This window comes from Streptomyces sp. NBC_00236 (assembly GCF_036195045.1).
GTDB lineage: Bacteria > Actinomycetota > Actinomycetes > Streptomycetales > Streptomycetaceae > Streptomyces.
This window is the reverse complement of the sequence record NZ_CP108100.1, coordinates 4998449-5020687: the sequence shown is the minus strand read 5'-3', so window position 1 is coordinate 5020687 and position 22239 is coordinate 4998449. Positions and strand designations below refer to the sequence as shown.

At 70.5% G+C, this 22239-nt stretch carries 21 protein-coding genes; 7 read left to right on the top strand and 14 right to left on the bottom strand.

What is annotated here, in order from left to right; all coding sequences use genetic code 11:
• Positions 1-121: 121 nt before the first annotated feature.
• The 13 genes from OG446_RS22605 to OG446_RS22545 all read right to left on the bottom strand — a co-directional run bounded on the left by OG446_RS22605 (position 122) and on the right by OG446_RS22545 (position 12179).
• A complete protein-coding gene (locus OG446_RS22605; RefSeq protein WP_328895761.1) occupies positions 122-514 on the bottom strand; it encodes a YccF domain-containing protein in 393 nt (130 codons plus the stop codon).
• The gene (gene htpX, locus OG446_RS22600; RefSeq protein ID WP_328895760.1) at positions 511-1374 is read right to left on the bottom strand and encodes a zinc metalloprotease HtpX; all 864 of its coding nucleotides are present in this window, start codon (positions 1372-1374) and stop codon (positions 511-513) included. Before htpX ends, OG446_RS22605 begins: the two co-directional genes overlap by 4 nt.
• Positions 1375-1569: 195 nt before the next feature.
• Complete coding sequence (gene mscL, locus OG446_RS22595; RefSeq protein ID WP_328895759.1) at positions 1570-2034, bottom strand: large conductance mechanosensitive channel protein MscL; 465 nt, start codon at positions 2032-2034, stop codon at positions 1570-1572.
• 118 nt (positions 2035-2152) lie between these two features.
• Positions 2153-3706, bottom strand: coding sequence for an NADH-quinone oxidoreductase subunit N (locus OG446_RS22590; RefSeq protein WP_328895758.1), 1554 nt, complete (start codon positions 3704-3706; stop codon positions 2153-2155).
• The gene (locus OG446_RS22585; protein WP_328898386.1) at positions 3703-5253 is read right to left on the bottom strand and encodes a complex I subunit 4 family protein; all 1551 of its coding nucleotides are present in this window, start codon (positions 5251-5253) and stop codon (positions 3703-3705) included. The genes OG446_RS22590 and OG446_RS22585 overlap by 4 nt, the downstream gene beginning before the upstream one ends.
• Positions 5254-5280: 27 nt before the next feature.
• Positions 5281-7281: an NADH-quinone oxidoreductase subunit 5 family protein gene (locus OG446_RS22580; protein WP_328895757.1), complete on the bottom strand. Its 2001-nt coding sequence runs from the start codon at positions 7279-7281 to the stop codon at positions 5281-5283.
• Positions 7278-7697, bottom strand: a complete 420-nt coding sequence (gene nuoK / locus OG446_RS22575) for an NADH-quinone oxidoreductase subunit NuoK (protein ID WP_328895756.1) — start codon at positions 7695-7697, stop codon at positions 7278-7280. The genes OG446_RS22580 and nuoK overlap by 4 nt, the downstream gene beginning before the upstream one ends.
• Positions 7697-8383, bottom strand: coding sequence for an NADH-quinone oxidoreductase subunit J family protein (locus tag OG446_RS22570; protein ID WP_443050199.1), 687 nt, complete (start codon positions 8381-8383; stop codon positions 7697-7699). The genes nuoK and OG446_RS22570 overlap by 1 nt, the downstream gene beginning before the upstream one ends.
• Positions 8380-8910, bottom strand: a complete 531-nt coding sequence (locus tag OG446_RS22565) for a 4Fe-4S binding protein (RefSeq protein WP_328898384.1) — start codon at positions 8908-8910, stop codon at positions 8380-8382. Before OG446_RS22565 ends, OG446_RS22570 begins: the two co-directional genes overlap by 4 nt.
• A gap of 80 nt (positions 8911-8990) precedes the next feature.
• A complete protein-coding gene (locus tag OG446_RS22560) occupies positions 8991-9959 on the bottom strand; it encodes a complex I subunit 1/NuoH family protein (protein WP_148020193.1) in 969 nt (322 codons plus the stop codon).
• Positions 9956-11089, bottom strand: coding sequence for an NADH-quinone oxidoreductase subunit C (locus OG446_RS22555; RefSeq protein WP_328895755.1), 1134 nt, complete (start codon positions 11087-11089; stop codon positions 9956-9958). Before OG446_RS22555 ends, OG446_RS22560 begins: the two co-directional genes overlap by 4 nt.
• The gene (locus tag OG446_RS22550) at positions 11086-11778 is read right to left on the bottom strand and encodes an NADH-quinone oxidoreductase subunit B (protein ID WP_328895754.1); all 693 of its coding nucleotides are present in this window, start codon (positions 11776-11778) and stop codon (positions 11086-11088) included. The genes OG446_RS22555 and OG446_RS22550 overlap by 4 nt, the downstream gene beginning before the upstream one ends.
• Positions 11769-12179 (bottom strand): NADH-quinone oxidoreductase subunit A, encoded by a 411-nt coding sequence (locus tag OG446_RS22545; RefSeq protein ID WP_389261855.1) that lies wholly within the window; start codon positions 12177-12179, stop codon positions 11769-11771. Before OG446_RS22545 ends, OG446_RS22550 begins: the two co-directional genes overlap by 10 nt.
• A 288-nt stretch (positions 12180-12467) precedes the next feature.
• Here OG446_RS22545 and OG446_RS22540 point away from each other — a divergent pair, with 288 nt between their 5' ends.
• The 5 genes from OG446_RS22540 to OG446_RS22520 all read left to right on the top strand — a co-directional run bounded on the left by OG446_RS22540 (position 12468) and on the right by OG446_RS22520 (position 19580).
• Positions 12468-13670 (top strand): sensor histidine kinase, encoded by a 1203-nt coding sequence (locus OG446_RS22540; RefSeq protein ID WP_328895753.1) that lies wholly within the window; start codon positions 12468-12470, stop codon positions 13668-13670.
• A 234-nt stretch (positions 13671-13904) separates the two neighbouring features.
• The gene (locus OG446_RS22535; protein ID WP_328895752.1) at positions 13905-15260 is read left to right on the top strand and encodes a sensor histidine kinase; all 1356 of its coding nucleotides are present in this window, start codon (positions 13905-13907) and stop codon (positions 15258-15260) included.
• Between the two features lie 299 nt (positions 15261-15559).
• Positions 15560-16219: a response regulator transcription factor gene (locus OG446_RS22530; protein WP_148022109.1), complete on the top strand. Its 660-nt coding sequence runs from the start codon at positions 15560-15562 to the stop codon at positions 16217-16219.
• 354 nt (positions 16220-16573) lie between these two features.
• Positions 16574-18529, top strand: coding sequence for a 2-oxoacid:acceptor oxidoreductase subunit alpha (locus OG446_RS22525; protein ID WP_328895751.1), 1956 nt, complete (start codon positions 16574-16576; stop codon positions 18527-18529).
• Positions 18522-19580, top strand: coding sequence for a 2-oxoacid:ferredoxin oxidoreductase subunit beta (locus tag OG446_RS22520; protein WP_328895750.1), 1059 nt, complete (start codon positions 18522-18524; stop codon positions 19578-19580). Before OG446_RS22525 ends, OG446_RS22520 begins: the two co-directional genes overlap by 8 nt.
• A gap of 64 nt (positions 19581-19644) precedes the next feature.
• On the opposite strand, the gene OG446_RS22515 is transcribed toward OG446_RS22520, so the two are convergent.
• Positions 19645-20043, bottom strand: a complete 399-nt coding sequence (locus tag OG446_RS22515; protein WP_328895749.1) for a winged helix-turn-helix transcriptional regulator — start codon at positions 20041-20043, stop codon at positions 19645-19647.
• 111 nt (positions 20044-20154) lie between these two features.
• On the opposite strand from OG446_RS22515, the gene OG446_RS22510 reads away from it, so the two are divergent.
• Both OG446_RS22510 and rarD read left to right on the top strand, forming a co-directional pair.
• Positions 20155-21015, top strand: a complete 861-nt coding sequence (locus tag OG446_RS22510; protein ID WP_328895748.1) for an SDR family oxidoreductase — start codon at positions 20155-20157, stop codon at positions 21013-21015.
• Between the two features lie 141 nt (positions 21016-21156).
• Positions 21157-22179, top strand: coding sequence for an EamA family transporter RarD (gene rarD / locus OG446_RS22505; RefSeq protein ID WP_328895747.1), 1023 nt, complete (start codon positions 21157-21159; stop codon positions 22177-22179).
• Positions 22180-22239: the final 60 nt, after the last annotated feature.

Genomic DNA, 22239 nt, shown 5'->3' with positions numbered 1-22239 from the left:
CGCGCCAACCTACCCGTCACTCGGTCCTGGAATCCAAGACGTTCGTGCCGGGTCGGCTGGTTGCGGAGAACGGCTGTGAACTGGTGTGAACCGCCTGTCCTCCGCTCGCCGTGCGGCTTGGCTACCAGCCGGCGAACTGGTCGTCGGTGCTGACGATCTCCTTGCCGAAGGGCATCAGCGAGACCGGGATCAGCTTGAAGTTCGCGATGCCCAGAGGGATGCCGATGATCGTGATGCACAGCGCGATACCGGTGGTGATGTGACCGAGCGCCAGCCACCAGCCGGCGAGCACCAGCCAGAGCACGTTGCCGACGCAGGAGGGCGCGCCCGCGTCCCGGCGGTCGACGACGCGGTGGCCGAAGGGCCACAGGGCGTAGAGGCCGATACGGAAGGCCGCCAGGCCGAACGGGATGCCGATGATCGTGATGCACAGCAGGAGTCCCGCGAGGATGTACCCGAGGAACATCCAGAAGCCGCACAGGACCAGCCAAATGACGTTCAGAATTGTCTTCACGGGCGATGACCTGCCATCTGCTCGAGTCGGGCGATGCGCTCCGCCATCGGCGGGTGGGTCGAGAACATCTTGGACATGCCCTGCCCGGGGCGGAACGGGTTCGCGATCATCATGTGGCTCGCGGTCTCGATCCGGGGCTCGGGGGGCAGGGGAAGCTGCTTGGTGCCGGCGTCCAGCTTCCGCAGGGCACTGGCCAGGGCGAGCGGGTCGCCGGTCAGCTGGGCGCCCGAGGCGTCCGCCTCGTACTCCCGGGAACGGCTGACGGCCAGTTGGATCACGGACGCGGCGAGCGGGCCCAGGATCATGATCAGGAGCATACCGAGCAGGCCGGGGCCGTCGTCGTCGTTGGAACGGCCGATCGGGATCAGCCAGGCGAAGTTGACCAGGAACATGACCACGGAGGCGAGCGCCCCGGCAACGGACGAGATCAGGATGTCGCGGTTGTAGACATGGCTGAGCTCGTGGCCGAGGACGCCGCGCAGTTCCCGTTCGTCCAGGATCTGGAGGATGCCCTCGGTGCAGCAGACCGCGGCGTTGCGCGGGTTACGGCCGGTCGCGAAGGCGTTGGGGGCCTGCGTCGGGGAGATGTAGAGCCTCGGCATGGGCTGGCGGGCGGCGGTGGAGAGCTCCCGGACCATGCGGTAGAGCTGGGGCGCCTCGAACTCGCTCACCGGACGGGCGCGCATGGCCCGCAGCGCCAGCTTGTCGCTGTTCCAGTACGCGTAGGCGTTGGTGCCGACGGCTACGAGGAGCGCGACGATCAGGCCCGTGCGTCCGAAGAAGCTGCCGATGACGATGATGAGTGCGGACAGGCCCCCGAGGAGTACGGCGGTTCTCAGCCCGTTGTGCCGGCGGTGCACGGTACGCCCTCCAAATGGTGCAGCAGGGGAACCCTTGCTTGGTGGTGCTCCACTCCCCAGTGGAGCCTCCCGTACTGGTCAACGCCAGGCGGGGAAAGCTAGTTCCCTTGTGCTCACGGCCGCGGGGCCCGGCCCGCTCCGGGCGTTCGTGCCGGAGCGGGCCGTAGGCCGTACGGGTGGAGGGGTGCCGCCGGCTCAGCGCTGGACGGGCAGCTTCGCGAGCGCCAGGGCCTCGGGGTCGGGCTCGACCTCACTGGTGCAGTGGGCGCAGCGGGAGGCGACGGCGGGGATCGCCGTGTAGCAGCGGGGGCAGTCGCGCAGGGCGGCCTTGATGTCGACCTGCTCCTGGTCCTTCTTGGCGGTGAAGCGGTCCTGGACCTTGGCCATGGGCACGACGACGCAGAAGTAGAGGACCGCGGCGGTGATGAGGAAGGCGATCGCGGCGCTGACGAAGAGGCCGTAGGGGAAGTCGACGCCGTCCAGCTTGAAGTGCGCCTTGCTGAAATCACCGGTTCCGCGGGTGATGACGCCGATCAGCGGCACGATGAACGCGTTGCTGAACCCGGTGACGACGGCCGTGAACGCCGCTCCGACGGCGAGGCCGATCGCCATGGAGATCACGTTTCCGCGAAGGATGAAGTCCTTGAACCCGTTCAGCACTGCCTCTGACTCCTCTGTTGTGATGTGAAGGTTGTATGCGCCATGCGCGCGGGCATGACCCTGCCCTGTGCGGGCTGCCGGGGGCAAACCGATCTTGCAGGCGCGGCGGGAGAAGGCGTCAGAACAGGTTGACGTCGGCGAATCTGAGGACGGTCTGCGGGGCGCCCGACAGGGCGATACCGGCGACGGCCGTGAGCACGATGGCGACGGTGAGCGGGGCAGGGGCGCGGTGCCGGGTGACGGGCCCCTGCTCCTGCGTACCGTCCTCGGCGAGACTGCGGAACAGGGCCGCGGTCCACTGGAGGTAGTAGTAGAGCGCGATCACGACGTTCACCGCCATGACGACGGCGAGCCAGCCGAGTCCGGCGTCGACGGCCGAGGAGAAGACCGTGACCTTGGCGAAGAGTCCGATGATGCCCGGCGGCAGTCCGGCCAGGCAGAGCAGGAAGAAGCCCATCGCGAGTGCGGCGAGCGGGCGCGTGGCGTACAGACCCCGGTAGTCGGCGATGCGGTTGCCGGGGTGGGTACGGGCGACGAGCGCGGCGACCGCGAAGGCGCCGAGGTTCACGACGGCGTACATCAGGGCGTAGGCGACCGTGGAACCGATCTGCCGGTCTCCTGCGTAGGCGGCGGCGGCGATCGGGACCAGGAGGTAGCCGGCCTGGGCGACGGACGACCAGGCGAGCAGGCGTACGGCGCTGCGGGCGCGGGTGGCGCTCTGGCGCAGCGCGGCGACGTTCCCGACGGTCATGGTGAGTGCGGCGAGGACGGCGAGGGCGGGGCCCCAGACGTCCGCGTACGACGGGAAGGCGACCACGGTGACGAGGATGAGGCCGGAGAAGCCGACCGCCTTGCCGACGACCGAGAGGTAGGCGGCGATCGGCAGGGGGGCGCCGACGTAGGTGTCGGGGACCCAGAAGTGGAAGGGCGCCGCGGCCGTCTTGAAGGCGAAGCCGACGAGGGTGAGGGCGACTCCCGCCTGGGCCAGGGTGGAGAGCTGACCGGGGACGTCGTCGAGGCGGGCGGCGATCTCCGTGAGGTGGAGGGTGCCGGTCGCCGCGTACACGAAGCTGACGCCGAGGAGCATCACGGCGGTCGCGACGACGGAGGAGAGGAAGAACTTCAGCGCGGCCTCGGAGGAGCGCCGGTCGCCGCGCTTGATGCCGACGAGGGCGAAGGCGGGCAGCGAGGCGACTTCGAGGGCGACGACGAGGGTGGCGAGGTCGCGGGCGGCGGGCAGGAGTGCGGCGCCCGCGGCGGAGGACAGCAGCAGGAACCAGAACTCGCCGGCGGGCAGCTTGCGGGTGTCGCCGATGGAGAGCAGCGCGGTGAGCAGGGCGCCGCCGAGGACGAGGGCCTGGATGACCAGCGTGAAGTGGTCGGCGGTGTAGCTGCAGGCGCGGGTGCCGCTGGTGAGGCAGAAGGTGGAGCGGTCGCCGTCGTGCAGCGGGACGATGAGGGCGAGCGCGGCGACGAGTCCGGCCACGGCCCCGTAGCCGAGGAGCGGCTTGCGGGCCGCGGGGACGAAGAGGTCGGCGACCAGGACGGCCAGGGCGACGGCCGCGACGACGACCGGGGGCGCGATCGCGAGCCAGTCGACGGACTGGACGAGGCTGGTGGTGCTCTCGGCCGCCGACTGGGCGATGCCGGCGGTTGCGGCCGCGGTGGTCACGACTTGCCTCCTGCGAGGAGCTTCTGCACGGCCGGGTCGGTCAGGCCGAGGAGGACGGCGGGCCACAGGCCGGCGAGGACGGTGAGGGCGGCGAGGGGCGTCCAGGCCGCGAACTCGTAGCTCTGGACGTCGGCGATCGGGTGCGGTTCCTCGCGCTTGGCGCCCATGCAGACGCGGCGGACCACGATGAGCAGGTACGCGGCGGTGAGCAGGGTGCCGAACGCGGCGATGGACATGAAGGTCAGGAAGGCTGCGCGGTTCAGGCCCTCGGCGGGGTCGAAGGCGCCGAACAGGGCGAGCATCTCGCCCCAGAAACCGGCGAGGCCTGGCAGCCCGAGGGAGGCGACCGCGGCGAACGCGAGGAGGCCGCCGAGGCGGGGCGCGCGGCCGTAGAGCGCGGCGCCGGTGGCTCCGGCGAGGGTGTCGAGGTCGGCGGTGCCGTACCGGTCCTTGACCGCGCCGACCAGGAAGAACAGCAGGCCGGTGATGAGGCCGTGGGCGATGTTGGCGAAGAGCGCGCCGTTGACGCCGGTGGGGGTCATGCTCGCGATGCCGAGGAGGACGAAGCCCATGTGGCCGACGGAGGAGTACGCGATCAGCCGCTTCAGGTCGCCCTTGGCACCGGGCCGGGCGAGCGCCAGGCAGGCGAGCGATCCGTAGATGATGCCGGCGACCGCGAAGGCCGCGAGGTAGGGCGCGAAGGTGTGCATGCCGTCGGGGGCGATCGGGAGCAGGATCCGGACGAATCCGTACGTGCCCATCTTCAGCATGACGCCGGCGAGGAGGACGGAGCCGACCGTCGGGGCGGCGGTGTGGGCGTCGGGGAGCCAGCTGTGGAGCGGCCACATCGGGGTCTTCACCGCGAGCCCGATACCGATCGCGAGAACGGCGATGACCTGCACGGACGAGGTGAGCCCACGGCCGTTGTCAGTGGCGAGTGCCACCATGTCGAAGGTGCCGCTCTTCAGTCCGATGAGAAGCAGGCCCAGCAGCATGACGACCGAGCCGAGCAGTGTGTAGAGGATGAACTTCCAGGCGGCTGCCTGCTTCCGGGCACCGCCCCAGCGGGCGATGAGGAAGTACATCGGGATGAGCACCATCTCGAACGCCAGGAAGAACAGCAGCAGATCGAGGACGGCGAAGGTCGCGAGGGTGCCGGACTCGAGGACGAGGATCAGTGCGACGAAGGCCTTCGGGGAGGGGCCCTCAGGCATTTTGAAGTAGCTGTAGAGCGCGCAGAGGAAGGTCAGCAGCGCGGTCAGTACGAGCAGGGGGAGCGAGATGCCGTCGATGCCGAGATGGATGCGGACGTCGAGCGCCGGGATCCAGCTGATGTCGGTGGTGGCCTGCATCTTCGACGGGTGGTCGTGGTCGAAACCGGCGGCCAGCACGATCGCCGCGATGAGGATCACGCCGGTGACGGTCACGCCGTGGCGGAGCACGGCCTGGTCCGGGTTCCTGCCCTTCAGCCCGGGCGGGGCCGGCAGAAGAGCGGCCACGGCACCGAGGAGCGGGGCGACGACGACGAACGCCAGAAGGAACTGCATCACGGATGCGCTGATATCGATCACGGCTCACGACCCGGCGTTGACGTTGGCGAAGACGACGGCGGCGACCGCCAGGACCAGCGAACCGGCGAGCAGTGCGCTGAGGTAGGTCTGCACGTTGCCGGTCTGTGCACGGCGGACGGCGGTGCCGAGCCAGCGTGCGCCGGTGGCGGAGCCGCGTACGTAGGTCTCGACGACCTCGCGGTCCAGGAAGCGGACGAGGCTCGCCGAGGCCTGGACGGGGCGGACGAACAGGGCCGCGTACAGGGCGTCCAGGTGGAAGCCGGTGGCGGCGTGGCGGTGGAGGGGGCCGAGCAGCAGGCGGCCGGGGTCGGCGGGGTCGGGGGCGTCACCGGCGGTGCCGTAGGCGGCGGTGTGGCTCTCCAGGGCCTCGATCTCGACGAGGGCCGGTTCCGCGTCGGGGTGGGCGACGACCGAGCCCATGGGGATGCGGGCGGCGAGTGCCGTGGTGTGGCGCCAGGCTCCGTAGGTGACGAGGCCGCCGACGAGTCCGACGCCGGTCGACAGCACGGCGGTGGTCAGCGACGGGGTGAGGCTGTGGCCGTCGAACCAGTCGGCGATCACACCGACGGTGAGTCCGAAAGCCATGGTGGGGACGGCCAGCACCCACAGGACCGTGGTCATGGCGACGGGCTGCCTGCCGTGGTCGGGGGCTTCGGCGCCACGGCCACGGAAGGCGAGGAGCCAGAGGCGTGTGGCGTAGGCGGCGGTGAGCACGGCGGCGAGGAGGCCGGCGACGAGGACGGTCCAGCCGGCCGCGGCCGGCGCGACGTGCCGGTCGCCGAGGGCGGTGTGTTCGGCGGCGACGAGGACGGCTTCCTTGGAGAAGAAGCCTGCGAACGGCGGGATGGCGGCCAGCGCGAGGAGGGCGACCGTCATCGTCCAGTACGCGTCGGGGATCCGCTTGGCCAGGCCTCCCATGCGGGACATGGCGGCCAGTGAATTGGTGCCGGCGGCGTGGATGACCACGCCTGCGGCGAGGAAGAGGACGGCTTTGAACGCACCGTGCGAGATGAGGTGGAAGACGGCGGCCCCGCGGTCGCCGACGGCCAGGGCGCCGGACATGTATCCGAGCTGGCCGATGGTCGAGTAGGCGAGGACGCGCTTGATGTCGTCCTGCGCGAGAGCGGCGAGTCCGGAACCGATCATCGTGACGGCGGCCATGACCGCGAGGACGACGAGGGCGGCGCCGGATTCGGCGAAGACGGGGAGGAGCCGGGCCACGAAGTAGATGCCGGCGGCGACCATCGTCGCCGCGTGGATCAGCGCGGAGACGGGCGTGGGGCCTGCCATCGCGTCGGGCAGCCAGGTGTGCAGCGGGAACTGCGCGGACTTGCCCGCGACACCGGCGAGGAGGAGCAGCGCGATCAGCGTGGGGTGGTCGAGACCGCCGTGGGCGACGGAGCCCAGGATGCCGGTGATGCGGAAGGTGCCGGTGTCGGCGGCGAGGGCGAACAGACCGATGAGGAAGGGGACGTCGCCGAGCTTGGTGACCAGGAAGGCCTTGAGGGAGGCGGCGCGGGCCTCGGGCGTCTCCCAGTAGTGGCCGACCAGGAAGTACGAGCAGATGCCCATGATCTCCCAGCCGACCAGGAGCACCATCAGGTCGCCGGAGTAGACGACGAGCAGCATCGCGGAGGTGAAGAGGGAGACCAGGGCCGCGTACGAGGGGTAGCGGGGGTCGTCGCGCAGGTAGGCGGTCGAGTAGATCTGCACACAGCTCGCGACGAGGCCGACCAGGACGGCGACGAGGACGGCGAAGCCGTCGAGGTGCAGCGCGAGGTCGATCGGGACCGAGCCGGTGGGCGTCAGCTGGGTCGCGGCGTCGATGGCCGGGCCGCCGCCCTGGCGTGCGGCGACGACGGCCGCGAGGACGAGCGAGGCGAGGGAGGGCAGGACGGCGAGCGGCCGGACGAAGCCCGGTGCGCTGCGGCCGAGGAGGAGGCCGGCCGCCGCGCCCAGGAACGGGAGCAGGGGCACGAGTACGGCGAGGGTCGTGGTGGTCACGCGGTGGCCTCAGCCTTCTTTGCCTTCCCTGCCGGAGCAGTGGTCTGGTCTTCGGTGGCTTCGGCGTCGGACGCGTCGTTTGCGTCGTCCGGGAGTTCCTCGGCGTCGTCGGTCTCGGCGGTGTCGCGGAGGCGGTCGACGTCGGAGCTGCCCCGGTTGCGGTAGACGGCGAGGACGATCGCCAGGCCGATGCCGATCTCCGCCGCCGCGATGGCGATGGTGAACAGGGTGAGGGCCTGGCCGGAGTGGAGGGCGTCGCGGAGCCACACATCGAAGGCGACGAGGTTGAGGTTGACGGCGTTGAGCATCAGCTCGACGGACATCAGAACGAGGATCGCGTTGCGCCGGGCCAGGACTCCGTACAGCCCGGTGCAGAAGAGGAGGGCGGCGAGCACGGCGGGATAGGCGAGGTGCATCAGCGCTTGTCCTCTCGGGGTGCGTTCGCTCGGGGTGCGCTCACTCGTGGGGCGTTCGCTCCGGGCGCGGTCCCCCGGGGGGCGTTCGCTCCGGGTGCGGTCTCCCGGTCCTTGCGGGACAGCACGATCGCGCCGACGAGGGCGGCGAGCAGGAGGACGGAGAGCGCCTCGAAGGGCAGCACCCAGTGCCGGAAGAGGAAGGATCCGGTCGCCTCGGTGGAACCCTGGGCCGGTCCGTCCAGTTCGATCCAGGTGGTGCGGAAGGCGTCGACGACGACCCAGACGAGGGTGCCGGCGGCGGCGACGGCCACCGCGAGGGCAGCCCAGCGGTTCTCCGAATCGGCGTCCGGAGAGTGGCCGATGGGGGCCCTCGTGAGCATCAGGCCGAAGAGGAGGAGGACGACCACGGAACCGACGTAGATCAGTACCTGAACCCAGGCGATGAACTCCGCGGTGAGCAGGAGGTACTCGACGGCGAGACCCCCGAGCGCCACGATCAGCCAGAGGGCGGCATGCACCAGCTGTCTGGTCGTGACGGTGACGAGCGCTGCGCCGAGGGTGGCGATGCCGACGAGGACGAAGGCGATCTCGACCCCGGTCGGGGAGAGGAAGCCGGGGTGGCTCGCGGCTGCGGTGAGGACGGGACCGGGGGCGTCCACGAGGGCGGCGCCGATGGTGGTGATCACGCCTGTCCCTCCTGATCCGTCGGTGCGGGCCCGGCTTCCTCGGCCGCGGCTTCCTGTTCGCGCTGGGCGCGGAGTTTGTCCGCCGTCTTGCGGGCGGCTGCGATCTCCTTCGGTTCCTCGGCGGCCGGGTCGAGGGCCGGCGGCTCGGGAACCGTCCACATCCAGTCGCGCAGCTTGTCGCGCTCATGGGTGAGTTCGAGGATGTCCGTCTCCGCGTACTCGAACTCCGGTGACCAGAACAGCGCGTCGAACGGGCAGACCTCGATGCAGATACCGCAGTACATGCAGAGCGAGAAGTCGATCGCGAAGCGGTCCAGCACGTTGCGGCTGCGCTCGCGGCCGCCCGGGACGGCTGCGGGCACGGTCTCCTTGTGGGAGTCGATGTAGATGCACCAGTCCGGGCACTCGCGCGCGCAGAGCATGCAGACCGTGCAGTTCTCCTCGAACAGCGCGATGACACCGCGGGAGCGGGGTGGCAGGTCGGGCTGCACGTCCGGGTACTGCGCGGTGACGGTCTTCTTCGTCATCGTCCGCAGGGTGACGGCGAGGCCCTTGGCCAGACCTGAGCCGGGGATGCGGGGCCGGGAGGGCGGGAGCGGTGCGGCCACTAGTTGATCGCCACCTTCACGATGCCGGTGAGCGCGATCTGCGCGAGGGCGAGCGGGATGAGTGTGGTCCAGGCGAGCTTCTGGAGCTGGTCCTCGCGCAGCCGCGGATAGCTCACGCGCAGCCAGATGACGACGAAGGCGAGGATGCCGACCTTCAGGAGCGTCCAGACCCAGCCGAGTCCGTCGGCGCCGAGCGGACCGTGCCAGCCACCGAGGAAGAGGACGGTGGTGAGTCCGCACAGCACGACGATGCCCGCGTACTCGGCGAGCAGGAAGAGCGCGAAGCGGAGGCCGGTGTACTCGGTGTACGCGCCGAAGATGATCTCGGAGTCGGCGACCGGCATGTCGAACGGCGGGCGCTGGAGTTCGGCGAGTCCGGCCACGAAGAAGACCAGGGCACCGACGATCTGCCAGGGCAGCCACCACCACTCGAAGGCGTCGAGGATGCCGGGGAGCGAGACGGTGCCGGCCGCCATCGCCACGGAGGCGGCGGCGAGCAGCATCGGCAGCTCGTACGCGAGCAGTTGCGCGGCGGTACGGAGGCCGCCGAGCAGGGAGAACTTGTTGGCGGACGCCCAGCCCGCCATGAGGGAGCCGAGCACGCCGACGCCCATCACGGCGAGCACGAAGAAGATGCCCGCGTCGACGACCTGGCCGACCGCGCCCTCACCGGGGCCGATCGGGATCGCGACGAGGACGAGGAGATACGGAAGCAGCGCTACGGCGGGGGCGAGCTGGAAGACCCTGCGGTCGGCCTCGGCCGGGACGATGTCTTCCTTCTGCGCGAACTTCACACCGTCCGCGACGAGCTGGGCCCAGCCGTGGAAGCCGCCTGCGTACATGGGGCCGAGGCGGCCCTGCATGTGGGCCATCACCTTGTGTTCGGCCTGCCCCACGACGAGGGGGACGACCATGAACACGGCGAAGACGATGACGAGGCGGAGGGCGACGTCCAGTACGTCGTTCACTCGGGGTCGCCTCCGGCGGGGGTGTTGGGGGGCCCTTGGCCCTCGGGGGCCTCGGGGGGCTTGGGGGCCTCGGGGGGCTGCTCGGTGGGGGGTTCAGGGGTGGTCGGCGCGTCGGGGGTGGTCGGCGCGTCGGGGGTGCCGCTGCGCGGGGCTTCTCCCCTGCCCGCCCCTTCCCGTACCGGGGGCTCCGCCCCCGGATCCCCGCTCCTCGATCGCCGGAGGGGCTCGATTTCACGGGCGTCAGCAGGTTCGTCGAACGCCGGGCGGGCGTCGTGCCACGGCGCGGCGGGGGCAGCGGCCGGGGGTGCGGGCGTGGCAGGGGCCGGGGCCGTCGTCGCCTCCGGGGCCGTCTTCGCCTCCGGGGTTGCCGATTCCTGGCTGGCCGAGCCCTGTGATGCGCTGCGGGTGCGACGGGGCGAGGGCGCCGGGTCCGTGGCCGGCGCGGCAGGTGTGGCGTCGCTCGCGCTGCGGGCGCGGCGGGGCGGGCGGTCACCTGTGGCGCGGGCCGCGCGGGCCGGGGCCGGCGGGAGCTGGCCCTTCAGGGGGCCCCACTCGTTCGGGTCGGGAACGCCGGGTGGCAGCATCGTGCGGCGCTTCGGGCCGCCGTGCTCCGACTCCCCCGGCTCCTTGGCTCCCGGCCAGGCCTTCGCGACCCGGGCCGCCAGAACGAAGTCCTTGCGCAGGGGGTGGCCCTCGAAGCCCTCGGGCAGCAGGAGGGGGACCAGGTGCGGGTGACCGTCGAAGCCGATCCCGAACATCTCGTGGGTCTCGCGCTCGTGCCACTCGGCGCCGGCGTACACACCGATCGCGGTGGGCAGCACGGCAGCCTCGTGCGGAACCGTCGTACGGAGCAGCAGTCGGCGGACGCCGCCGCCGTCCGCGTCCGGCAGCGCGGCGACATGGGCGCAGACCCGGAACCCGGTGCCCGGTTCGTCCACGGCACTCAGCCAGTCGAAGTAGGTGCAGCCGAGCCGGTCGCGCGCCGTTTCGAGGGCGGTGGTCCAGGAGGCGGGTGGCACATCGACGGTCAGCAGTTCGTACGCCTGCTCCGCCGTGGCGTCCTCACCGAAGATCTCGGTGACGGCGTCCGGGAGCCGGCCGAAGTCTTCGGTGCGCTCGGAGGCGGTCACTTTCCCTCCTCCCCCGACGAATCCGACGAGTCCGATGAGCCCGACGTGCTCGGCGTGCCCGACGTGCTCGGCGTCGGCGGTGCGGCGACCAGGCCGCTGCGGAGTGCGGCGGTGGAGGGACGGCTGCCGGCGCCCGTCGCGTAGCGCTCACCGAGCGACTCGCGCGCGATCTTCTCCTGGAGCTTGAGAATGCCCTGGAGCAGGGCCTCCGGCCGGGGCGGGCAGCCGGGTACGTAGACGTCGACCGGAATGATCTGGTCGACGCCCTTGGTCACGGAGTACGAGTCCCAGTACGGGCCCCCGCAGTTGGAGCAGGCGCCGAAGGAGATGACGTACTTGGGCTCGGGCATCTGCTCGTACAGCCGCTTCACCGCGGGCGCCATCTTGTCCGTCACCGTGCCGGAGACGATCATGAGGTCGGCCTGGCGGGGCCCCGGCGCGAACGGGATCACACCGAGCCGGATGAAGTCGTGACGGGCCATGGAAGCGGCGATGAACTCGATGGCGCAGCAGGCGAGTCCGAAGTTGAAGACCCAGAGGCTGTAGCGGCGGCCCCAGTTGAGGACCACCTTCATCGGCTCGGGAGCCAGCCGGGAGAGCACCCCCAGGCGTTTCGGTTCCGGGAGGAACGTGGGTACGGGGGCGAGTTCGCCACCCGACTCGGAGGACGACGGGCTCGTCACGTCCATTCGAGGACGCCCTTCTTCCATGCGTAGAGCAGTCCCACGGCCAGGAAACCGAGGAAGATGAACATTTCCACCAGCGTCGTCGCGCCGTATCCGGGCGCGGCGAACACGGTCGCCCAGGGGAACAGGAAGATCGAGTCGACGGCGAAGATCACGTACAGGAAGGCGTAGACGTAGTAGCGGACCTGGGTGTGTGCCCAGCCCTCCCCCACGGGGTCCACGCCGCATTCGTACGTGAGGAGCTTCTCCGGCGTCGGCACCACGGGACGCAGCAGTCGGCCGGCTCCGAAGGCGACGGCGACGAACAGCACGCCGATCACCGCGAGCAGGCCGACCACCGAGTAGCTGTGGAAGTAGTCCGACGCGAGAACGGCCGATCCCGACGGGCTCGTCACGTCGGGCAGAGCTGTCAGGCTCGTCACGTCGGGCAGAGGTGTCAGGTCCGTCACGCCCGGCAGAGCTGTCAGGTCCGTCACGTCCGGCAGGCTCGTCACGTCCGGCAGTTCCGCCACGTCCGTCACGTCCGCCCCCTCGCTCCCTCAGAACCTGTTCGCCGATCTGTACGCACGGGAGTCTAGGCCCTGTAAAGGGACGGTAAGCAGCCGCGTCGGGCAACTGGTAGGGATATCCCTACTTCGCCCCCACCCACGAGCCCCATGGCGTCCGGGGGCCGGGCCCGGCAGGCTGGTCGTATGACCATGAGCCCTCAGGTACCCGACCACGACGGGCCGCCTCCTGTCCGCTTCGCCTTCGACCGGTGGACGTGGAAGGAGATCGCGCATCTCCTCGCCAATCTCCCCATGGCGATCGCCGGATTCGTCTACACCGTGCTGATGGTCTCCATCGGCGTGGGGCTGGCGGTCACGGTGATCGGTCTGCCGTTGCTGGCGCTGGGGCTCCAGGGCGCCCGGCTGCTGGGGCGGGCCGAGCGGGGCCGGGCGCGGGGGCTGCTCGGCGTGCGGATCGAGGAGCCGAGCCCGATGGCCCGGGTCCGCCGGGAGGAGGGGTTCTTCGCCTGGCTGTGGTCGAGCCTGAAGGATCCGGTCGGCTGGCGCTCGGTGCTCTACTCGTTCATACGGCTGCCGTGGGGCGTGGTCACCTTCGCCGTGACACTCGTGGGCCTCTTCGTCCTGTGGCCGGTGCTCCCCTTTGTCGCGCGGTTCCTGACCAACGCCGACCGCGGGATGGTGCGCGGGCTGCTCTCCCCCTCCGACGAGCTGGAACGCCGGATCGCCGAGCTGGAGTCGGACCGCGGTGTGGTCGTGGACACGGCCGCCGCCGACCTCCGCCGCATCGAACGCGACCTCCACGACGGGGCCCAGGCCCGACTCGTCGCCCTCGCCATGGGTCTCGGGCTGGCGAAGGAGAAGCTGACCGACGACCCCGAGGCCGCGGCCAGGATGGTCGACGAGGCCCACGGCGAAGTGAAGGTCGCCCTCCAGGAACTCCGCGACCTCGCCCGCGGCATCCACCCCGCCGTCCTCACCGACCGCGGCCTCGACGCCGCACTCTCCGCCATCGCCTCCCGCTGCACCGTCCCCGTCACGGTGGCGGTGGATCTGCCGGGGCGGCCGGCGCAGGCCATCGAGGGCATCGCCTACTTCACCGTGTCCGAGCTGCTGCAGAACGTCAGCAAGCACAGCGGGGCGCGTGCGGCGTCCGTCGATGTGTGGCGTTCGGCGGACCGGCTGCTGATCCAGGTCACCGATGACGGACGGGGCGGGGCCTCGATGGACGGCGGTACGGGGATGTCGGGCCTGGCCGAGCGGCTGGGCGCCGTCGACGGGTTGTTCGTCCTCGACTCCCCGGCCGGCGGCCCGACGACCGTCACCGCCGAGCTGCCCTGGCGCGACCGCGAGAGCGAGAAGAGCGCCGCCGGAGCCCGTACGGCCTGACTCCTGCCGGGGGACGGGCGACAGCCCGCAGGCCGGGGTGGGGAAAACCCCCGGTCGAAGAGGGAGACCGCCCTCATGGTGCGCAGACGTACGGGCCAGCACTCTTCTCAGTAGACGCACGAAGTACGTACACGGCACACAGTCGCAGCCCCGCAGGCGCAGAAGCAGAAGCAGAAGCAGCACACGCAGCGGACACACGGACACAGCGGACACAGAAGAAACGGACGGAATCCCATGGCCACGGCATACGGACCGGACACACGGGACCCCCAGCGGTCGGGTAGCAGTTCGGAGAACCGCCTCGCGGCGAATCGCTTCCTGCCGGCCGCGCTGCGGGCCCCCGTCGAGGCCAGGACCTGGCGCGAGTTCGCCTACCTCATGCTGAGCTTCCCGATCAGCACCGTGCTGTTCTGCTTCGCGGTCACGATGACCTCGCTGAGCGCCGGGCTGCTCATCACCTTCCTGGGAATCCCGCTGCTGGCCGCCGGCCTGGCCGCGTGCCGCGGCCTCGGCATCCTGGAGCGGGCCCGCGCCCGTGCCCTGCTCAAGCTGGACGTGGCCGAGCCCGAGCCGGTCCGGGGCCGGACCGGCGGCCTGATGTCCTGGGTCGGGGCGGTCCTGAAGAGCGGAGTGTCCTGGCGGCACCTGCTCTACACGCTGCTGCACTTCCCGTGGGCGGTCTTCGCCTTCTGCGTCTCGCTGAGCCTGTGGACGTGGGGCTGGGCGGCCCTGACGTACCCGGTGTACGCCTGGGCCTTCCCGGCCTACGCGGGCATCGACGGGGTGCAGCTGTACGGCGACGGCACGCACAACGTCTACCTCGACTCCCCCTTCGAACTCGCGCTGACCAGTGCCGTCGGGCTGGCGGTCGTCCTGGGCACGGCATGGGTCATCCGCGGCCTGGCCGCGGTGGACCGCCTGATGGTGGTGGGGCTGCTCGGCCCGTCGCGGCTGGCGACCCGGGTCACGGAGCTGGAGTCGGACCGCGGTGTGGTCGTGGACACGGCCGCCGCCGACCTCCGCCGCATCGAACGCGACCTCCACGACGGAGCCCAGGCCCGGCTCGTCGCCCTCGCCATGGACCTGGGGCTGGCGAAGGAGAAGCTGACCGACGACCCCGAGGCCGCGGCCAAGATGGTCGACGAGGCCCACGGCGAAGTGAAGGTCGCCCTCCAGGAACTCCGCGACCTCGCCCGCGGCATCCACCCCGCCGTCCTCACCGACCGCGGCCTCGACGCCGCACTCTCCGCCATCGCCTCCCGCTGCACCGTCCCCGTGACCGTCGAGGTCGACCTGGCGTCCCGCCCCGCGCAGGCCATAGAAGGCATCGCCTACTTCACCGTGTCCGAACTGCTGCAGAACGTCAGCAAGCACGCCCGCGCCACCCGCGCCTCCGTCGACGTGTGGCGGTCGGCCGACCGGCTGATGCTCCAGGTCACCGACAACGGGCGCGGCGGTGCCGACCTGACGTCGGGCAGCGGCCTGGCCGGTCTGACCGAGCGGCTGGACGCGGTGGACGGCATCCTCGTCGTCGACTCCCCGGTGGGCGGCCCGACGAAGGTCACGGCCGAGCTGCCCTGGCGCGGCTGAGCCGCCGGCTCCCTTCCCGTACCCGGTCGCCGGGCGGACCCGTACACCGGGCCGCCCGGCGACCGGCCGTTTCCGTCCGCCCAGGACCGCCCAACGGCCCGCGCCGGGCCCCGAGCCCGGAATCGGGGCCGGGCCCGCCACGACGCAACTCCGCGAAGGCTCGCGGCGTCACTGCCGGTACTGGGATGCTGGACGGCGTACAGGCGGGACAGCCGGACCAGCGGTCTGCCCGACCGGCGGACCTGTGAACAAGCGGACAACCGAACAGTGGGGGATTCAGCGTCGTGGTGGAGGACAGGGTGCGTGTAGTCATCGCCGAGGATTCGGTACTGCTCCGGGAAGGACTCACCCGGCTGCTGACCGATCTCGGGCATGACGTCGTGGCGGGCGTCGGGGACGCGGAGGCGCTGATCAAGACGGTGGGCGACCTCGCCGGGCAGGACGCGCTGCCCGATGTGGTGGTCGCCGACGTGCGGATGCCGCCGACGCACACCGACGAGGGCGTGCGGGCCGCGGTGCGGCTGCGCAAGGAGTATCCGGGGATCGGCGTGCTGGTCCTGTCGCAGTACGTCGAGGAGCAGTACGCCACCGAGTTGCTGGCCGGGTCCAGCCGGGGCGTGGGGTATCTGCTGAAGGACCGGGTCGCCGAGGTCCGCGAGTTCGTCGACGCGGTGGTCCGGGTGGCTCAGGGCGGCACGGCTCTGGACCCGGAGGTGGTGGCGCAGCTGCTGGGCCGGAGCCGTAAGCAGGACGTGCTGGCCGGGCTGACGCCTCGCGAGCGCGAGGTGCTCGGCCTCATGGCGGAGGGGCGGACGAACTCGGCGGTGGCCAGGCAGCTCGTGGTGAGCGACGGCGCGGTGGAGAAGCACGTCAGCAACATCTTCCTGAAGCTGGGGCTGTCCCCCAGCGACGGTGACCACCGGCGCGTCCTGGCCGTGCTGACCTATCTGAACTCCTGAGCTGCCCGAGCACCCTGACCGAACACCCCGCCCGAGCTCCCGAACCCGGTCCGAACTCCTGAACTCCTGATGCCGCACCGCGATATCTGACATTCTGTCAGATATCTTTGGAGGCACTCCCCGCACCGCCCCGACCAGGCAACCCGCGACTCGCTCCACGCTGACTCCACCAAAGGTCCGACGAGGAACCGCGCGGCTGATGAATCATGACGGAACAGCACCGAAAAGCGTCTCAAAACGCCGTCCACCATGTGATCGGCCAGAGGAAGGCGACCCTTACAGACGTAGGGTGGGGCTCGGGACCGCCGGCGGGCCGGATGGTTCCGAGCCGCCGCGCCGAGGGAGGTCCAGTAAGTGACCAGCCAGGTCAGTAGCCCAGCCGAACAGGCCGATGGAGCCAGTGAGGCACTCGTAGGGGGACAGCGTGCCCCCCAGTCCGCAACAGCAGGCGCCGGCGGGAAAGAGATCCGCCGCCTGGACCGGGTGATCATCCGCTTCGCGGGTGACTCCGGAGACGGCATGCAGCTCACGGGTGACCGGTTCACCTCGGAGACCGCTTCCTTCGGGAACGACCTCTCCACGCTGCCGAACTTCCCCGCCGAGATCCGTGCCCCCGCAGGAACCCTGCCGGGCGTGTCCTCGTTCCAGCTCCACTTCGCCGACCACGACATCCTGACCCCGGGCGACGCCCCGAACGTGCTGGTCGCGATGAACCCGGCCGCGCTCAAGGCCAACATCGCCGATGTGCCGCGTGGTGCCGACATCATCGTCAACACCGACGAGTTCACCAAGCGGCCGATGGCGAAGGTGGGTTACGAGACCAGTCCGCTGGAGGACGGCTCGCTGGAGGCGTACCACGTCCATCCGGTGCCGCTGACGACGCTCACCATCGAGGCCCTGAAGGAGTTCGGGCTCTCCCGCAAGGAGGCCGAGCGCTCCAAGAACATGTTCGCGCTGGGCCTGCTGTCGTGGATGTACCACCGGCCGACCGAGAACACCGAGAAGTTCCTGCGGACCAAGTTCGCCAAGAAGCCGCAGATCGCCGAGGCGAACGTGGCGGCGTTCCGGGCCGGGTGGAACTTCGGGGAGACCACGGAGGACTTCGCGGTCAGCTACGAGGTGGCCCCCGCGTCCCATGCCTTCCCCACCGGCACGTACCGCAACATCTCGGGGAACCTGGCGCTGTCCTACGGTCTGATCGCCGCGGGCAGGCAGGCGGACCTGCCGCTGTACCTGGGCTCGTACCCGATCACTCCGGCCTCGGACATCCTGCACGAACTGTCCCGGCACAAGAACTTCGGCGTACGCACCTTCCAGGCCGAGGACGAGATCGCCGGCATCGGCGCCGCGCTCGGCGCGGCCTTCGGCGGCAGCCTCGCGGTCACGACCACCTCCGGCCCGGGCGTGGCCCTCAAGTCCGAGACGATCGGCCTGGCCGTGTCCCTCGAACTCCCCCTGCTCATCATCGACATCCAGCGCGGCGGCCCGTCCACCGGCCTGCCGACCAAGACCGAGCAGGCCGATCTCCTCCAGGCGATGTACGGGCGCAACGGCGAGGCCCCGGTGCCGATCGTGGCCCCGAAGACCCCGGCGGACTGCTTCGACGCGGCGCTCGACGCCGCCCGGATCGCCCTGACCTACCGCACCCCGGTCTTCCTGCTCTCCGACGGCTACCTGGCCAACGGCTCCGAGCCGTGGCGCATCCCGGAGGTCGACGAACTCCCCGACCTGCGCGTCCAGTTCACCCAGGGCCCGAACCACGAGCTGGCCGACGGCACCGAGGTGTTCTGGCCCTACAAGCGCGACCCGCAGACCCTGGCCCGCCCCTGGGCCGTCCCGGGCACCCCCGGCCTCGAACACCGCATCGGCGGCATCGAGAAACAGGACGGCACCGGGAACATCTCGTACGACCCCGCCAACCACGACTTCATGGTCCGCACCCGCCAGGCCAAGGTGGACGGCATCGAGGTCCCGGACCTGGAGGTCGACGACCCGGCGGGGGCGAAGACCCTGGTGCTCGGCTGGGGGTCGACGTACGGCCCCATCACGGCCGCCGTCCGCCGGCTGCGCGCCGCCGGGCAGCCGATCGCGCAGGCCCATCTGCGCCACCTCAATCCGTTCCCGCGGAATCTCGGCGAGGTGCTGAAGCGTTACGACAAGGTGGTCGTCCCCGAGATGAACCTCGGGCAGCTGGCCATGCTCATCCGGGCCAAGTACCTGGTGGACGCGCACAGTTACAACCAGGTCAACGGCATGCCGTTCAAGGCCGAGCAGCTTGCGACGGCCCTTCAGGAGGCCATCGATGCCTGAGACCAACGAACTGCTCCAGCTGGTGCCGAAGGCCGAGGCCAAGCAGTCCATGAAGGACTTCAAGTCCGACCAGGAAGTGCGCTGGTGCCCCGGCTGCGGTGACTACGCGGTCCTCGCCGCCGTGCAGGGCTTCATGCCCGAGCTCGGACTGGCGAAGGAGAACATCGTCTTCGTCTCCGGCATCGGCTGCTCCTCCCGTTTCCCGTACTACATGAACACGTACGGGATGCACTCGATCCACGGCCGCGCCCCGGCGATCGCCACCGGACTCGCCTCGTCCCGGCGGGACCTGAGCGTCTGGGTGGTGACGGGGGACGGCGACGCGCTGTCCATCGGCGGCAACCACCTCATCCACGCCCTGCGCCGCAATGTGAACCTGAAGATCCTGCTGTTCAACAACCGGATCTACGGGCTCACCAAGGGCCAGTACTCCCCCACCTCCGAGGTCGGCAAGATCACCAAGTCGACGCCGATGGGTTCGCTCGACGCCCCCTTCAACCCGGTGTCCCTGGCCATCGGCGCGGAGGCCTCGTTCGTCGCCCGTACCGTCGACTCCGACCGCAAGCACCTCACGAGCGTGCTGCGCGCGGCGGCCGACCACCCCGGTACGGCGCTGGTGGAGATCTACCAGAACTGCAACATCTTCAACGACGGCGCGTTCGAGGTCATGAAGGACAAGGACCAGGCCCAGGAGGCGGTGATCCGGCTGGAGCACGGCCGGCCGGTCCTCTTCGGCACGGACGACTCCAAGGGCGTCGTACGGGATCCGCTGACGGGTGATCTGCAGGTGGTCGCCGTCACCGAGGAGAACCGTTCGCAGATCCTCGTCCACGACGCGCACGCCCCCAGCCCGACCACGGCGTTCGCGCTGTCCCGGCTGGCCGATCCGGACACGCTGCACCACACCCCGATCGGAGTGCTGCGCGACGTCGAACGGCCGGTCTACGACACCCTCATGGCCGACCAGCTCGACACGGCCGTCGAGCAGCAGGGCAAGGGCGACCTCGGCGCCCTGCTCGCGGGCAACGACAACTGGACGGTCGCGGGCTGAAGCCCGCACGGTCCCGGAGCGCCTGCCCTTCCCGTACACACGGGAAGGGCAGGCGCTCCGCCGTTCACACCCCCGGCTCGCGCTCCTGCTTGCGCGCGTCGTACGCCGTGCGCGCCGCGTCCACCGCGTCCAGACTCCGTTCCGACCAGCGCGCCAGGGCCCACACCTGCCCGGCGGCCTCCCGGCCCAGGTCCGTGAGGGAGTAGTCCACCCGCGGCGGGATCACCGGCTTGGCGTCCCGGTCGACGAAGCCGTCGCGCTCCAGGGTCTGGAGGGTCTGCGCCAGCATCTTCTCGCTGACACCGCCGACCTCGCGGCGCAGCTCGCTGAAGCGGTACGAGCGCTCCAGCAGGGCGGCGAGGACCAGGACGCCCCAGCGGCTGGTGACGTGTTCGAGGACCAGCCGTGAGGGGCACATCGGCTGCCGCACATCGGGCCCGCGCTCCAGGTTGCTTACGCTCATACCAGTACCTTACTTCAAAGTGGGTACTTTCGTTTAGTTAGCGCCATCCCTAAGGTGAGTGAAAGAACGCACGAACAGGAACATGAGCACCTGAAGAGGAGAAACACCCCCATGAGCATCGTCGTCACCGGAGCCACCGGAGAGCTCGGCCGTCTCGTCGTCGAGCAGCTGCTGACCACCGTCCCCGCGAGCGGCATCGCCGCCGTCGTGCGCGACAAGGAGAAGGCCGCCGGTCTCGCCGTCCGCGGCGTGGAGCTCCGGATCGCCGACTACAACCGCCCCGAGACGCTGGCCGACGCCTTCCGGGCCGGGGACCGGGTGCTGCTCATCTCCGGCAGCGAGGTCGGCCGCCGCGTCGCACAGCACACCGCGGTCATCGACTCGGCGAAGGCGGCGGGCGTGGCGCAGCTCGCGTACACCGGCATCCTCGGCGGCCCGGACGCGGACATCCGGCTGGCCGACGAGCACAAGGTGACCGAGCAGCTGATCCTCGACTCCGGCCTGCCGTACACGTTCCTGCGCAACGGCTGGTACACGGAGAACTACACCGCGAACCTGGCCCCGGTCCTGGCCCACGGCGCCGTCGTGGCCAACGCGGGCGAGGGCAGGATCGCCTCCGCCACCCGTGCCGACTACGCGGCCGCGGCCGCGGCGGTCCTGACCGGCGAGGGCCACCTCGGCAAGGCCTACGAGCTGAGCGGGGACGTCGCCTGGTCGCTCGCGGAGTACGCCGCCGAGATCGCCAAGGCCTCCGGCAAGGAGATCGTCCACGAGAACGTCCCGGCCGCCGTCCACCAGGAGATCCTGGTCGGCGCCGGTGTGCCCGAGGCCTTCGCCGAGATCCTCACCGACGTGGACGAGGGCATCCGGCGCGGGCTGCTGGCCGGCACCAGCGGCGACCTGGCCCGGCTGATCGGCCGCCCGACGACGCCGCTCGCCGAGACCGTCGCCGCGGCGGTCGCCGCCCAGTAGGCACCCGGGCGCACCGCGGGCCAAGGGCTCCCGAGCCCGGTGTCATGACCGTCTGGCGATACGGCAATGACACCGGGCCGCGTCGGCGCTACCTTCGTCAGGTTGACGAAGCCGTCGACGGACACCCGCCAGGAGGGGCCCGTGAAGGGAAAGAACGAACAGCGGGCCGGGCTTCTGTCCGGTGTGGCGGCCTACGGACTGTGGGGGATCGTCCCGCTCTTCTGGCCGCTGCTGAAGCCGTCCGGCGCGGTCGAGATCCTCGCCCACCGCATGGTCTGGTCCCTCGGCGTCGTCGGTGTCGCGCTGCTCGTCCTGCGCCGCTGGGCCTGGATCGGCGAGCTGCTCCGGCAGCCGAGGAAGCTGGGGCTGATCACCGTCGCGGCGGCCGTGATCACCGTCAACTGGGGCCTGTACATCTGGTCCGTCAACAACGGGCACGTCGTCGAGGCCTCCCTCGGCTACTTCATCAATCCGCTGGTCACCATCGCCATGGGCGTCCTGCTCCTCGGCGAACGGCTGCGCCCCGTGCAGTGGGTGGCGGTCGGCACGGGCGTGGCGGCCGTGCTCGTGCTGGCGATCGGTTACGGGCAGCCGCCGTGGATCTCACTGGTCCTGGCCTTCTCGTTCGCGACCTACGGCCTGGCGAAGAAGAAGGTCAACATGGGCGGCCTGGAGTCGCTCGCCGCCGAGACCGCGGTGCTGTTCGTGCCCGCGCTCGGCTATCTGGTGTGGCTGGGCACGCGGGGCGAGTCGACCTTTGCCTCCGAGGGCGCCGGCCACACGGCACTGCTCGCCGCCACCGGTCTGGTGACCGCGATTCCGCTGATCCTGTTCGGGGCCGCCGCGATCCGCGTACCGCTGTCCACGCTGGGCCTGCTGCAGTACCTGGCACCGGTCTTCCAGTTCGTTCTCGGGATCCTGTACTTCCACGAGGCGATGCCCCCGGAGCGGTGGGCGGGCTTCGGTCTGGTCTGGCTGGCTCTGACCCTGCTGACCTGGGACGCGCTGCGGACCTCACGGCGTACGCGCGTCCAGGCGCAGGCCGCACGGCTGGCCGCGGCCGGGCAGACCGCCGCGGCGTCTCCGGAAACCCGGGTGATCCCGGAGGCACCGGAGACACCGGAGGCACCGGAGACCTCGACCTCCGCTCGATCCATTACCTAGTTGCTTTTTTAACTCGGTTACGTTTCCATTGGCCGCAACGGACACGCACCCGAGGAGTAC

Coding starts and splice junctions, on each gene's coding strand:
- OG446_RS22585 (WP_328898386.1), bottom strand. CDS start 5,253: ATGCAGTTCCTTCTGGCGTTCGTCGTCGTCGCCCCGCTCCTCGGTGCC.
- nuoK (WP_328895756.1), bottom strand. CDS start 7,697: ATGCACCTCGCCTATCCCGCCGTGCTCGCCGCCCTCCTCTTCTGCACC.
- OG446_RS22565 (WP_328898384.1), bottom strand. CDS start 8,910: ATGACGAAGAAGACCGTCACCGCGCAGTACCCGGACGTGCAGCCCGAC.
- OG446_RS22550 (WP_328895754.1), bottom strand. CDS start 11,778: ATGGACGTGACGAGCCCGTCGTCCTCCGAGTCGGGTGGCGAACTCGCC.
- OG446_RS22540 (WP_328895753.1), top strand. CDS start 12,468: ATGACCATGAGCCCTCAGGTACCCGACCACGACGGGCCGCCTCCTGTC.
- OG446_RS22535 (WP_328895752.1), top strand. CDS start 13,905: ATGGCCACGGCATACGGACCGGACACACGGGACCCCCAGCGGTCGGGT.
- OG446_RS22520 (WP_328895750.1), top strand. CDS start 18,522: ATGCCTGAGACCAACGAACTGCTCCAGCTGGTGCCGAAGGCCGAGGCC.
- OG446_RS22515 (WP_328895749.1), bottom strand. CDS start 20,043: ATGAGCGTAAGCAACCTGGAGCGCGGGCCCGATGTGCGGCAGCCGATG.
- OG446_RS22510 (WP_328895748.1), top strand. CDS start 20,155: ATGAGCATCGTCGTCACCGGAGCCACCGGAGAGCTCGGCCGTCTCGTC.